Below are 13,471 nucleotides of genomic sequence, written 5' to 3' on the forward strand. Positions count from 1 at the left end.
AAACATCCGCATCTTCCGCGAGCACCCGGATGTGCTCCGTCAGTACCAGCATCGATTCAAATTCATTTTGGTCGACGAGTACCAAGACACCAACGTCGCGCAATATCTGTGGCTGCGGCTGCTGGCGCAGGCGCCGTCGAAGCCGGGCGGGACTCCCTTAACCTCGCCCCGCTTGCGGGGAGAGGTCGGCGCGCGCAGCGCGCCGGGTGAGGGGGAGCCAAACTCACAACCGGTGTCCGCGGAGAGTGCCCCTCACCCCGACCCTCTAAGAGCGAGCTCCGCTCGTCTCGACCCCGTGAAGAACGGGGAGAGGGAGCAGGCCGCTCCGCCCTCGCCGCTCACACCCCCCAAAAACATCTGCTGCGTCGGCGACGACGACCAGTCGATCTATGGCTGGCGCGGCGCCGAAGTGGATAACATCCTGCGCTTCGAACACGATTTTCCCGGCGCCAAGGTGATCCGGCTGGAGCGCAACTACCGCTCCACCGGCCACATCCTGGCCGCCGCCTCGCATCTGATTGCGCATAATGAGGGACGGCTCGGCAAGACATTGCGCACCGAGGACGTCGACGGCGAAAAGGTCACCGTGACCGGCTCCTGGGACTCCGAAGAGGAAGCCCGTGCCATCGGCGAGGAGATTGAGGAACTGCAGCGCGGCGGCCACAAGCTCAACGATATCGCGATCCTGGTGCGGGCCTCGTTCCAGATGCGCGAATTCGAAGATCGTTTTGTCACGCTCGGCCTGCCCTATCGCGTGATCGGCGGCCCCCGATTCTACGAGCGCGCCGAAGTCCGCGATGCGCTGGCCTATTTGCGCGTCATCAACTCGCCGGCCGACGACCTCGCCTTCGAGCGCATCGTCAACGTGCCGAAACGCGGCCTCGGCGACGCCACCGTGCAGATGCTGCACGACCACGGCCGCAAGCGCCGCATTCCGCTGTTCGAGGCTGCCCGCGCGGTGGTCGAGACCGACGAGCTGAAGCCGAAAGCGCGCGGCTCCCTGCGCGATCTCATCGTCAATTTCGATCGCTGGCGCGCGCAACGCGAGGTAACCTCGCACACCGAACTGGCCGAGATCGTGCTCGACGAGAGCGGCTACACCGAAATGTGGCAAAAGGATCGTTCCGCCGACGCCGCAGGAAGGCTTGATAACCTCAAGGAGCTGGTGCGCTCGATGGAGGAGTTCGAGAACCTGCAAGGATTCCTCGAACACATTTCGCTGGTGATGGACCGCGACGGCGGCGCCGAGGACGATGCGGTGTCATTGATGACGCTGCATTCGGCCAAGGGACTTGAGTTCGACAACGTCTTCCTGCCCGGCTGGGAGGAAGGCCTGTTTCCGAGCCAGCGCACGCTCGACGAACAGGGCCGTGCCGGGCTCGAGGAAGAGCGCCGGCTGGCCCATGTCGGGCTGACGCGCGCCCGCCGCCGCGCCAAACTCTATTTCGCCACCAACCGGCGGATCCACGGCACCTGGTCGACCACGATCCCGTCGCGCTTCCTCGACGAGCTGCCGGCGCACAATGTCGAGATCACGGAATCCAAGGGCGGCTCGGGCTGGGGCGGGGCCAGTGGCTACGGCCCGTCGCGCTTCGACAATGTGGAATCCTTTGGCTCCAGCTATACCACGCCGGGCTGGCAGCGCGCGCAAGCCAACCGCGCCCGCAACCAAAGCGGCCGTCAGGGCCAGGCCGGCGGCTTCAACGAAAGCCAGTCACCATTTTCCGGTTCGCGCAGCGATACCTCAGGTTCGCGCAGCGATGCACGCGGCGCCGGCAGCTTCTCGCGCAACAAGCGCGCACCGATGGTGATCGAAGGCGAGCTGATCGCGAAATCCACCGGCACCACCTCGGAATTCGCGCTCTCCGACCGGGTGTTTCACCAGAAATTCGGCTACGGCAATGTGGTGAAGATCGACGGCAACAAGCTCACCATCGCCTTCGAAAAGGCCGGCGAGAAGAAGGTGGTCGACAGTTTTGTCGAACGGGCGTGAAGCTCGCACACTTTGCTTGCGGCCCTCCTGGGCAGGCAGCTATGACCAAGGCGCCTTAGGCCTCGCGATGGTCCGACCGTCAGAAGCCTCTGTTGCGCCGCAGCATTTGCTTCCCTGACCGGATTCAGCGCATTTGAGCGAATTTTGATCGACAATACTTCGCGCGCGCATTTACCGAAAACTTGCGCGTGAGAGGTATGTTGGCTGGCAGTGGATAGTTTGCCGGCGATTTGCTTGCCGCTTCAGGGCTGCCAAGATGAGTTTACAGTTTAAGACTGTCAGAAAGGCCGAGAACAAATCCTTTTTGAGGGATCTCGACGAGGCCGTTTCGCGCGGTAGCCCGGAAAGCCGCGCCAAGGCCTTGTGGCATACCACCGACCTGATGATCGCCGGCAGCTTCAGCGACGACGAAATCTGGACCTTTGGCGAGGTCGTCACGCGGCTTGCCGAGGAAATCGAAGTCGCGGCCCGCGCCCAGCTTTCCGAGAAGCTCGCCCGCTTCGATCGCGCGCCCGCCAATATCATCCACAAGCTCGCCTTCGACGATTCAATCGAGGTCGCAGGGCCGGTGCTGCGGGAATCCAGGCAACTGGAGACCTATGCGCTGGTCGCCAACGCCTGCACCAAGAGCCAGGCGCACTTGCTCTCGATCTCGAAGCGCGAGAACATCGAGGAGCGCGTCACGGACGAACTCGTCACGCGCGGCAACCAGGAAGTCGTCAACTCGGTTGCGACCAACAACGGCGCGCGCTTTTCCGATTTCGGCTTCCTGCACATGGTCAAGCGCGCCGAAGGCGATTCGATTCTCGCCGAGCAGCTCGGGCTGCGCAAGGACATCCCGCGGCACGTGTTCCAGCAGCTGATCGCAAAAGCGACCAGCGACGTCAAAGAGCGGCTGCTGCGCGAACGTCCCGAGATGGCCAAGCATATCCAATCCTCGGTGACCGAGCTCGCAGGCGAACTGCAGTCCAAATTCGGACCCCTGTCGCGCGGCCATTTGGTTGCCAAGCGCGTGGTGTCGACCCAGCATCGGCTCGGCAATCTCAACGAAGGCAGCATATCGAGCTATGCCCGATCGCACCGGCTCGAAGAGGTCACAATCGGACTCTCGCTGCTCTGCGCCCTGCCCAGTGACGTGATCGAGCGCGCCGTGCTCGACAGGAACCGGGAGACGCTCCTGATCCTTTGCAAGGCGCTCAACTTCGCCTGGGACACGACGATGGCCCTGCTCTTCCTCGGCGCCAAGGATCATCGCATCACCGCGCAGGATTTGAAGGATCTGGAAAACGAATACAGCCGTCTCAACATCGAGACGTCGCGAAGCGTTCTGGCATTTTATCAATCTCGCAAGAACGGCGAGGTCATGGATGCGCCCGCGCCGCTGCAGGCCGCGCTCGCCGCGCCATGAACGGGGAACGACGAATATGAGTGCGATCACATTTGGCAGAGGCGTGCCTGCGTTCGGCAGGGCCGCGGTCGAAGGCTTCGGCAAGAAGGGCGACGGGGACGAGCAAAAGCGCGATCAGAAGAACAGGGGCGCGGGCGGCGGAAAGGATGGGCTGCTCGACACCGCCCGGACCGTTCTCGAAGCCGCCAACGACTTCAGGGACGAAGCCACCGCCGAAGTTTGCCGCAGGGTGATCGAGGCCAGCACCAACGGCCGGCAGCCCGCGCTCTCGGACCTGCGCATCATCAACAACTATTTCAAGTGAACTTCTCCCTCCGCTGAACAGGCTTCAGCGCGCGGGATACGTTACCGGCTCGCCGCAGCGGACAATGCGAAGCGCATGGCGACCGCCCGAATCTACCTCGCATCGAACGGCGACAATCACACCGACAGATCGCAAGCCCCTCCCCCGGGCTCTTAAGGGGATTCTGTCAAGTGGTTCTCGGCCTTGAAAAAGCGTGACGGCTGCGGCGCGAAACTGCCGACCGCTCTGCGGATATTTTGCAATTGCCGGTCGGGGAGTTCGGAAAAAGCGAATATAAGCCGATTGCGCATGGGCGTCTTGTTGCCTATCTGACATGACGCCGTCCGCTCACCGTGCCGCTTTCGCTCCTGCCATTTTATTTCCGAACGAACTGCAAAACCCGCCCATGCCGTCCATTATTTCGGTATCAAATCTTTCCAAGACCTACGGCACCGGATTCAAGGCGCTCAACAACATCAATCTCGACATCGAGCGCGGCGAGATTTTTGCTTTGCTGGGACCGAACGGCGCCGGCAAGACCACGCTCATCAGCATCATCTGCGGCATCGCGAACGCCAGCGAGGGCCACGTCACCGTCGGTGGTCACGACATCAGTCGCCAATACCGCGACGCACGCTCGCTGATCGGCCTGGTGCCGCAGGAACTGCACACCGACGCCTTCGAATCGGTGTGGGGGACGGTGAGCTTCAGCCGCGGCCTGTTCGGCAAGCCGAAAAATCCAACTCACATCGAAAAGGTGCTGAAGGATCTTTCGCTGTGGGACAAGAAAGACTCCAAGATCGTCACGCTGTCCGGCGGCATGAAGCGCCGCGTGATGATTGCGAAAGCGCTGTCGCACGAACCGAAAGTCCTGTTCCTCGACGAGCCGACTGCGGGCGTCGACGTCGAGTTGCGCAAGGGCATGTGGGAAGTCGTCCGCACGCTTCAGGCCTCCGGCGTCACCATCATCCTCACCACCCACTACATCGACGAGGCCGAGGAAATGGCCGACCGGGTCGGCGTCATCAACAAGGGCGAGATCATCCTGGTCGAGGACAAGGCGAACCTGATGCAGAAGCTCGGCAAGAAGCAACTGAAGCTGCATCTGCAATGCCAGATCGATGCGATTCCACCCGCGCTTGCCCCCTACCATCTTGAACTGTCGAACGGAGGCTGCGAACTGACCTACCATTACGACACCAGGGTCGAGCGCACCGGCATCACCAGCCTGCTCGGTGATCTCAGGAACGCAGGCATCCGCTTCTCGGACCTCGAGACCACGCAGAGTTCGCTCGAAGACATCTTTGTGAGTCTGGTGCGGCGAAATTGAAGTTCCTATCAGTCCAGGCCCCGAAATGATCATTGGAACTTCAATTTCAAAGCCGCACCAGAGTCCAGAATTTGCAGTGCTCCTTCGATTTCCGAAGTTCGCATCGGTGGTGGCTGAGAACTCAGGCGAACTTCGGAATCGGGAGCACTGGTGCGGCGAAATTGAAGTTCCTATCAGTCCAGGCCCCGAAATGATCATTGGAACTTCAATTTCAAAGCCGCACCGGAGTCCAGAATTTGCAGTGCTCCTTCGATTTCCGAAGTTCGCATCGGAGGTTGCTGAGAACTCAGGCGAACTTCGGAATCGAGAGCACTGATGCGGCGCAATGGATCGGAGGCTGCCGGCAGCACGGGTGAGAGACCATGAACTTCAGGGCCGTGCAAGCGATCTACAGATTTGAAATGGCGCGCACCTGGCGCACGATCCTGCAAAGCGTCGTTTCGCCTGTCGTGTCGACGTCGCTGTATTTCGTGGTGTTCGGCGCCGCGATCGGCTCGCGCATCTCTTCGGTGGAAGGGATCAGCTACGGCACCTTCATCGTGCCCGGCCTCGTGATGCTGTCGGTGCTGACCCAGAGCATCGCCAATGCTTCCTTCGGCATCTATTTTCCGAAATTCGTCGGTACCATTTACGAGATCCTGTCGGCGCCGATCTCCTATTTCGAAATCGTGCTCGGCTATGTCGGCGCGGCCGCGACCAAGTCGATCGTGCTCGGCCTGATTATCCTCGCCACCGCCAGCCTGTTCGTGCCGCTGCACATTCATCATCCGGTGTGGATGCTGACCTTCCTGGTGCTGACCGCGGTCACCTTCAGCCTGTTCGGATTCATCATCGGCATCTGGGCCGACGGCTTCGAAAAGCTGCAGATGATCCCCATGCTGGTGGTGACGCCGCTGACATTCCTTGGCGGCAGCTTCTACTCGGTGAACATGCTGCCCTCGGGGTGGCGCACCATCACGCTGCTCAACCCGGTGGTCTATCTCATCAGTGGCTTCCGCTGGAGTTTTTACGAAATCGCCGACGTCAGCCCGACGCTCAGCATCAGCATGACGCTGACGTTCCTGATCGCCTGCATGATCGTGGTGTGGTGGATCTTCAAGACTGGTTACCGGCTGAAGAATTGAGGCGATAGCCGAGGAAGCGGGCCTGTGCGCCAGACATGCCTGATCTGTGTCATATTCATTGCGAAGTGCCAAACTCGCGTCGCGCGACAAACGGAAAATTGAACCGCGCGAGCTTTCAGTCATGCTTGCGCCGGCCTGCGCAATACGATTGAGCGCGCCGCCACCGCACACTGGAACCAAAGCGAAGTTTCGGGCATATTGGCTGCCGGGGACGGCGAGTGGTACGGCAGTCGGGGCCGGAGGCCAGAGTAATGCGTTCCTTTTTCGTTGCTGTTGCGGGTCTCATGCTGTTTGCCGCGGGCGCAGCGCAGGCCAAAGTTTCGATCACTGTGGACAAGAATGCGCAGATGATGACCGTCGCCGTCGACGGCGTCGAGCGTTATCGCTGGCCGGTCTCGACCGGCAATCCGTCATACGAGACGCCGAGCGGCACCTACCGCACCTTCCGGATGGAAGCGGATCACTTCTCCAAGGAATTCGACGACGCGCCGATGCCGCACTCGATCTTCTTCACCAAGATCGGTCACGCGATCCACGGCACCCTTTACGAGAACCGCCTCGGCACGCCGGCATCGCATGGCTGCGTCCGCCTGTCGCGCGCCAACGCAGCGACCCTGTACGCGCTTGTCGAAGAGCAGGGCGTGCTCAATACCACGGTTACACTGACCGGCTCCGCCCAGGTTGCGTTGGCGCGCAACCCGCGCGGCAATGCGCTCGCGCGTGGCGATGCGCAGCAAAATGCAAGACAATACGACGATTCCAATGCAGGTCAGTTCGCCTCGCCAGGCATGCCGCGCCCGATCGTGCCGCAGGCTCGCCCCGATGATGGCTACATCTATCCGGCCGATGGCAGTTCGACCGACGCACGCTATCCTGCACCACGCAGCGTCCAGCGCGGTTATGACGGGCAGGTCTATTACCAGCAGCAGCCGGGTTACACCAACGGCTACGGCTATCAATACGCACCCCAAGGTTATTATCAGCAGCCGCGCGCGTATCCGCGCGGGACGTATGGCTATCAGAATTGACGTTCGACCCTCTCCAGAGCGAGAGGGAGTTCGCTTTTTCCGGGTTGACGGTCGAGCTGATTTCACCAGCGCTACAGCTGCGCTGCGTCCTTCAAATCCTGTTTGATGGAAGCAAGCAGCGCTTGCAGCGTCTCGGAGCTGTCAGCGCGTGATGGCGGAAGCGGCGGCCGAGGTTCGCTCGCCACCTCCTGGTGAATGAAATCGCCATGCAGGACGTCATCGTGGCGGCGCATCAGCCACACGGCCACCCAATAGCCGATCGCCGGCACAATCACAAAAAAAATACTGATTTCAAACATCGCATCCACCTGAAATGGCTTGAACGATTCAATCTCGGCCATCGCCGGTCAAGTCCGGCAGCATCATGCGCTCTGCGGCATTGCGCTACCTTCTTGCCTCGCTCGCGGACTCGCGGACTTCCGTCATCGATCCATGGATGGCGCGCGCCGGCGTCTTTTGCAATTCGTGCCCCGCAGCCTTCTGATCGCATCGCTCAGGGATCGTGAAGGCAAGCATGCGGCGCGCCTTTCGAGCCTAACTTGCGCCCCTCAGTTTGCATGAGGTGTTGCAGGTAATGGTGTTGCCCTTCAAACAAGATTTACACACGTCAACGCACTGGTTGAGCTTGCTGGAGTCATAATTCGTGTAGTGCTGGGCGATGCAGGCTCGCTGCTCGTTGCTGTACTCCACTTCCTGCGAGCAAGCCGCAAGGCTGATGGCCGGGACAGTGCAGAAAAACAGGCTTCGCAATCGCACGGCAGGCTCTCCACAGGTTCGCCACGAACGCGCCCGGCCCGCCGCACCTGGACCGCATCAGGCCGCCCGGCTTACATCCATCGGTCAGTCCTGCGTTATGCCGGATCGTGTTCAAAAATGAGCGCGTGAGACTGAGGGCGAAAAACGGTCATCGCGAGCTGGACAAAAATAACTGAATTTTACCGGTCCATGGTGACGCGATTCGCAAGAATTGGCGACGCCAGGCGCCCGGTAACGAACACAATTCACCTCCTCCGGGCCTGTCTTGCGGCCCGTTATCGTCCGTTTTTATGCAGCCCCGGCAGTCCTCGACGCTTGAACCCCTTTTTGCGGTTCCCGGCGAGGGCTTTCGCATGCGAGGGCGGGAACCGGGTGTGCGGGGGGAAGTTTCACCAATACAGGATCGCGGGAGTAAAATATCCAGCCGGGGGGCGCCCGACCATGCTTTGCCTTGGGGCAACATGTCCACGTCCGAGCGTTCGCACGCCGCCTCGCCTGCCGGGAGCCGTAACCGGAGTTGGACATATCTGCTGCCGCTTGCGGCCGCGGTGCTGGTGCTCGCCGCCGTCGCCGGCGCGGTCTTTCTGCTGCTGAGACCGACGACGTTACGGATAGCCGTCGGTCCACCCGGGAGCGACAACCAGAAACTGATCCAGGCCCTGGCGCAATCTTTTGCCCATGAAAGCAATCCGGTTCGGCTGACCGTGATCTCGACGGCGGGTCCTGCCGACAGCGTCGGGTTGCTAAGAACCGGCGAAACCGATCTGGCGGTCGCGCGGGCCGACGAGGAAATGCCCAATGGAACCGAGGCGGTCGCTATACTGCGCAAGAACGTCGTGGTTCTGTGGACGCCCCCCGGCACTCCACGCAAGGGCTCGAAGAAAGAAGCCAAACCGAAAATAAAGGAGATCGGCGATCTCGAGGGCCATCACGTCGGCATCATCGGTCGCTCCCCGCTGAACGCCTCCCTGCTCCGCGTCATCCTCACCGAGTCCGGTGTCAACCCCGACAAGGTCGTGACCTCGCAATTCGGTGGCAGCCAGATCGCCGACATGCTGCACGATGCTTCGATCGACGTGTTCATGACGGTCGGGCCGCTCGACAGCCGCATCACTATCGAGGCCATCACCTCCACCGCCCGCATCAGGGGCGAACCGAAATTTCTCGCCATCGACGTGTCGGAGGCCATCGCCCACAAGCATCCGCTCTATGAGTCGGAGGAGATCGCCGGAAGTTCGTTCACTTCCTCCCCTGCGAGGCCCGAAAGCACGATCGAGACCGTCGGGGTCAGTCATCTGATCGTCGCGCCCAAATCCCTCTCCGACAGTTCGGTCGGCGCCTTTACCCGGGCGCTGTTCAGCGTGCGGCCCTCGCTTGCCAGGGAGTTTCCGGCTGCGGCGAAGATCGAGAAGCCCGATACCGACAAGGACGCTCCGATCCCGCCGCATCCGGGAGCCGCGGCCTATATCGAGGGTACCGAACGGACATTCCTCGACAAGTACAGCGACTACATCTGGGGCGGCGTGCTGCTGCTCTCGGTGCTTGGCTCAGGCAGCGCGTGGCTGCGCCATTATCTGAAGCGCGACCAACGAACGCAGGGTACAAAGCATCGCGACAGGCTGCTGGACGCGATTGGGCAGGTGCGCAAGACCGACTCGCTGGAGGAACTCGATGCGCTGCAGCGCCAAGCTGACGACATTCTTCGCGAAACGCTCGCCAGCTACGATGACGGTGCGATCGAGGAAGCGGATTTGGCCGCCCATAGCCTTGTGCTCGAGCAGTTCCACCACGCGGTCGTCGACCGGCGCGCTGTGATCAGCGCGCGGGCCGGCGAGTTGCCGCGCATGCGGGCCTTTTAGAGTCTTAGAACCCAATCAGCCTGCGAACGAAACCACCGATACTGGCATGATGGTGCCGGCGGTAGTGCCGGCCGCCGCCCGACGACGGCGCGGTGTCGTCGGGCGACAGTGCAGCGGTGCGTTCCGGGCCGATGGCTTCAAACTGCGCCTTCTGCTCGTCGGTCAGATCCTTGTAGAGATCGTCGAGCGCGGACTTCACGGTTTCGACGGCCTGCAGCATGGTGTCGAGCCGTTTGCCGGCCGCCGCAATACGCGCCGGCGGCGTCAATGCGTCGTCGGGGGCACAGGTGGACTTGAGCATGTCCGCCGCCTTGACGGTGGCGTCCTTCAGATTGGCGAGACTGGCGCGCTGCGCCTCGGTCGGATGCAAGCGCGACTCGATCTCGGCCGCCGGCCAATCCGGCACGTTCGCCTGCGTGCCGCTGCAGGCGCTGGCAAGCGGGGAATCGCCACGCCGGTCACTATTGCGCTCGCTCTGGCCAAGCGAACTCAGCCGCGACTTCTGTTCGTCGCTGAGAAGCCCCCAGAACCGATCGAGCGCGGGCTGCACGATGTCGACGGCCTGGATCATCGCTTCCAGGCGCTGTTCCATTGCGGCCAGCCTTGCCGGCGCGGTGGAGACGATCTTGGTCGGACACGCCGCCCTGATGCCCTGCGACGCCTTCACCGTTGCGTTGGCGAGATCATCGAGCGCGGGGCGCTGCGCTTCGCTCGGCTGGATCGCCTGCTGGATCCGGTCGATCGGAAGACCGGCGATGTCACGGTTGTCCTCGCCACACATTTGCGAGATCTCGTCCGGCGCAGTGTTCGCCCTTGCCGCCGCGTAGGACCGCCGGTAGCCGCCACCGTAGTATCCGCCGCCATACGACGGCAGATAGCCGAGCAGATCGTCATAGCCGTAGGGGTAGAACAGGCCTGCATAGATGTCGCCATAGCCGTACCACCAGAACGGATTCCAACCCCACAGCGAGTAGTCGTAGATATCGTAGAAGGCGAAAGGCCAGAACAGCGGGCCAACCCAGCCGAAGCCGCCATTGCCGTGCCGCCACCACCCGCCGCCCTGCAGGTGACGCCATCCCGCCGTGGCCGCGGTCGCGGTCATAAGCGCGCGGGTGCCGGGATTGTGCAAGGCACCCGGATTGTGCAGCGCGCGGGCGAATGAGCGCGAACCCATCGCGCCACGGATGGCCGCGGATCGAAGGGCGGCGTTGCGGCCGCCGATATGGCCCGCCGCGTTATGACCAGCGAACGATCGATCGGCGTGGCCACCGGCGAAGTTGGCGCGGGCGGCCGATCGGGACAGCGCTCTGCCGCCGAAATGTCTTCCGCCTCCTCCGGCGAAATGCGCGCGTCCACCGCCGAAATGTGCGTGACCACCGCCGAAATGACCGCCACCGAAATGGCCGCCGCCGTGGCCGCCACCGAAATGACCGCCACCGCCGTGGCCACCGCCACCATGTCCACCGCCTCCGCCTCGGCCGGCGTAAGCCGCACCCGAAAGCGCGACGGCGATTATGATCACAGACAGGAAATTGAGCTTTGACACGGCATCCTCCTCAATCGCCCCTCGCCTAAAGGTAAACCTCTATCAGCGGCACAATTGGGACTACCCCCATAACGCCCAGTGCCCCATCAAGTTCCACGTTCGTAACGAGCCGCAAGTGCATGTCCGCATTCGCGTTCAGCTACTGTTCACCGTCGCGCAGCCTGCGATACACCGCTCCCAAGATGTTCGAGTAATCGTCGGTCCAGACCCGCTGCTTCTCGTCGGCCCCGGTTTCCTCCCAGACATCCGACGAAGCGAGCTTGCCGACATCGGCTTCCTCGCGTGCCGACACCACCACGGACGTGGCGAAGATGTATTCGCCGTCGCGCCCGGAATCCTCGCTGTAGACCCAGCTCTTGAGAGCGTTGGCGTCGGCAATGCCGACCACGACGCTGGACAATTCCAGATGGCGGTTCGAGACGTGCATCACCACCGCGCCATGCGGGGCGAGCTTGTCCTTGTAGATTTTCATCGCCTCTTCGGTGGCGAGATGAATCGGAATCGCATCCGACGAATAGGCATCCACGATGATCAGATCATAGCTACCGCCGGGCTCTCGCGCGAAGGTCAGCCGAGCATCGCCGATCACCGGATCGAGATCGGGCTCGCAGTTGCGGATATAGGTGAAAAACCGGGGATCGCGCGCGGTATCGACCATCGACTGGTCGATCTCGAAGAATTTCCAGCGCTCGCCCGGACCGGCGGCGCAGGTCAGCGTACCGGCACCGAGCCCGATCACAGCCACGCGAAGCGGCGCTCCCTTGCGTTCGCGGATCGCCGTGATCGCCCGACCGATGCCGCCGTCCTTGTGATAGTAGGTGATCGGCTCCGGGCGACCCGTGACCCGCGTGCCGTCGGTGTTCTGGAATTTCTCGGCACCGTGAATCGTCGTGCCGTGCATCAGCACGTGATACTGGCCGCGCGGCGTGACCACGATCTTGTGGACGCCGAAGAAGCTGCGCACCGTCTCCACTCGCCCCTCGTCGGCGGGATAGAGGCGGATCAGGACGACCGCGAGCGCCGTAAAACTCGCGATCTTCCAGCGGTTTGCATTGGTGACGAGCGCCAGCAGCATGCCGACCACGGCTACACTTGCCGCCACATAGATTCGCTCCTCCTCGAGCCAGTCGAACACGCTGCCGGTGGAAAACGCCAGCGCGATCAGCGCAAGCGCAGCTGCAAGCAAAATCAGCCAGAACCAGCGGCTCGAGCGCGGCCAGCGTTCGTCGGCCGGCGGGCGACACAAGGCGGCACACACCAGGAGGATCGGGTACTCGGCGACCCACGAGAACGCGTAAGGCGCGACCAGGCCGGCAAACAGGCCGCCGACCATGCCGCCGAACGACAGCGCGACATAGAAGCCGGTGAGATATTTCGCAGGCGGCCGGGTCCGCGCCAGTTCGCCGTGGCAGGCCATCGCGATGATGAAGAAACAAAGCTGATGGCCGCCCAGCGTCAACAAGAGGTTCTGCTCGCCGCCAACCGCGAGCAGCACGATGACGCCGGCAATCGCCACGGGCTGGATCGCCAGCATCCATTTGTGCGGCAGCAGCGGGCGCGACTGGAACACCAGCACCCAGGTCAAAAGATAAAGCGATAGCGGCAGCACCCACAACAGCGGTGCTGCGGCGACATCGGTGGAGATATGCGCGGTCACCGCGATCAGCAGTCCCGACGGCACCGCGGCGAGGAAGATCCAGCGCGCGCGCAGGATCCACGGCGGCGGCGGGGCATCGGTATCCTCGGCAAGTACATCGACCGCGGCCATCGCAGGCGAGCGCAGCAGCAGCACGCCGCAAGTCCCGATCAGGACGATCAGCAAGCCATAGCCGCCGGTCCAGATCAGGTTTTGCGTGCGCAGCGTGAACATCGGCTCCAGCAGCACCGGATAGGACAACAGCGCCAGGAAACTGCCGATATTCGAGGAGGCATAGAGGAAGTAGGGATCGGGGCCGTTGGGATGCCCGGTGCGGACGAACCAGGCCTGCAGGAGCGGATTGTTGGCGGCCAGCGCAAAGAACGGCAGCCCGATCGAGACCGCGAACAGGCCCAACAGCCAGAACGCATAGCCTGACGTCGGCGGCTCGCCCCACCCGCCCGCGATCGACAGCGGCAAAGTGAGAAACGCGATCACCAGCAGCGCG

10 protein-coding genes are annotated in these 13,471 nt (G+C 62.4%); 7 read left to right on the top strand and 3 right to left on the bottom strand.

The window, feature by feature from the left end:
• The 6 genes from VNX23_RS07115 to VNX23_RS07140 all read left to right on the top strand — a co-directional run.
• On the top strand, positions 1-1,993 hold a 1,993-nt coding region (locus tag VNX23_RS07115; RefSeq protein WP_325628513.1), incomplete at its 5' end, for an ATP-dependent helicase.
• Positions 1,994-2,249: 256 nt separating this feature from the next.
• Positions 2,250-3,401 (top strand): DUF2336 domain-containing protein, encoded by a 1,152-nt coding sequence (locus VNX23_RS07120; RefSeq protein ID WP_325628515.1) that lies wholly within the window; start codon positions 2,250-2,252, stop codon positions 3,399-3,401.
• Between the two features lie 16 nt (positions 3,402-3,417).
• A complete protein-coding gene (locus VNX23_RS07125) occupies positions 3,418-3,705 on the top strand; it encodes a hypothetical protein (RefSeq protein ID WP_325628516.1) in 288 nt (95 codons plus the stop codon).
• A 385-nt stretch (positions 3,706-4,090) separates the two neighbouring features.
• Positions 4,091-5,014, top strand: a complete 924-nt coding sequence (locus VNX23_RS07130; protein WP_325628517.1) for an ABC transporter ATP-binding protein — start codon at positions 4,091-4,093, stop codon at positions 5,012-5,014.
• A gap of 362 nt (positions 5,015-5,376) precedes the next feature.
• Positions 5,377-6,138 (top strand): ABC transporter permease, encoded by a 762-nt coding sequence (locus VNX23_RS07135; protein WP_325628518.1) that lies wholly within the window; start codon positions 5,377-5,379, stop codon positions 6,136-6,138.
• 251 nt (positions 6,139-6,389) lie between these two features.
• A complete protein-coding gene (locus tag VNX23_RS07140) occupies positions 6,390-7,166 on the top strand; it encodes a L,D-transpeptidase (protein ID WP_325628520.1) in 777 nt (258 codons plus the stop codon).
• A gap of 71 nt (positions 7,167-7,237) precedes the next feature.
• On the opposite strand, the gene VNX23_RS07145 is transcribed toward VNX23_RS07140, so the two are convergent.
• Complete coding sequence (locus tag VNX23_RS07145) at positions 7,238-7,507, bottom strand: hypothetical protein (protein ID WP_325628522.1); 270 nt, start codon at positions 7,505-7,507, stop codon at positions 7,238-7,240.
• Between the two features lie 876 nt (positions 7,508-8,383).
• Between VNX23_RS07145 and VNX23_RS07150 the strand changes: the two genes are divergently transcribed.
• Entirely contained in the window at positions 8,384-9,781 is a 1,398-nt protein-coding gene (locus VNX23_RS07150) for a TAXI family TRAP transporter solute-binding subunit (RefSeq protein WP_325628524.1), read from the top strand.
• Positions 9,782-9,785: 4 nt separating this feature from the next.
• Here the strand turns inward: VNX23_RS07150 and VNX23_RS07155 are convergent, their stop codons facing one another.
• Complete coding sequence (locus VNX23_RS07155) at positions 9,786-11,327, bottom strand: Spy/CpxP family protein refolding chaperone (RefSeq protein ID WP_325628526.1); 1,542 nt, start codon at positions 11,325-11,327, stop codon at positions 9,786-9,788.
• Between the two features lie 139 nt (positions 11,328-11,466).
• On the bottom strand, positions 11,467-13,471 hold a 2,005-nt coding region (locus tag VNX23_RS07160), incomplete at its 5' end, for a fused MFS/spermidine synthase (RefSeq protein ID WP_325628527.1).

It is taken from the genome of Bradyrhizobium sp. (assembly GCF_035570375.1).
In the GTDB taxonomy this organism is placed as follows: Bacteria; Pseudomonadota; Alphaproteobacteria; order Rhizobiales; family Xanthobacteraceae; genus Bradyrhizobium.

Coding starts and splice junctions, on each gene's coding strand:
- VNX23_RS07120 (WP_325628515.1), top strand. CDS start 2,250: ATGAGTTTACAGTTTAAGACTGTCAGAAAGGCCGAGAACAAATCCTTT.
- VNX23_RS07125 (WP_325628516.1), top strand. CDS start 3,418: ATGAGTGCGATCACATTTGGCAGAGGCGTGCCTGCGTTCGGCAGGGCC.
- VNX23_RS07130 (WP_325628517.1), top strand. CDS start 4,091: ATGCCGTCCATTATTTCGGTATCAAATCTTTCCAAGACCTACGGCACC.
- VNX23_RS07135 (WP_325628518.1), top strand. CDS start 5,377: ATGAACTTCAGGGCCGTGCAAGCGATCTACAGATTTGAAATGGCGCGC.
- VNX23_RS07140 (WP_325628520.1), top strand. CDS start 6,390: ATGCGTTCCTTTTTCGTTGCTGTTGCGGGTCTCATGCTGTTTGCCGCG.
- VNX23_RS07145 (WP_325628522.1), bottom strand. CDS start 7,507: ATGGCCGAGATTGAATCGTTCAAGCCATTTCAGGTGGATGCGATGTTT.
- VNX23_RS07150 (WP_325628524.1), top strand. CDS start 8,384: ATGTCCACGTCCGAGCGTTCGCACGCCGCCTCGCCTGCCGGGAGCCGT.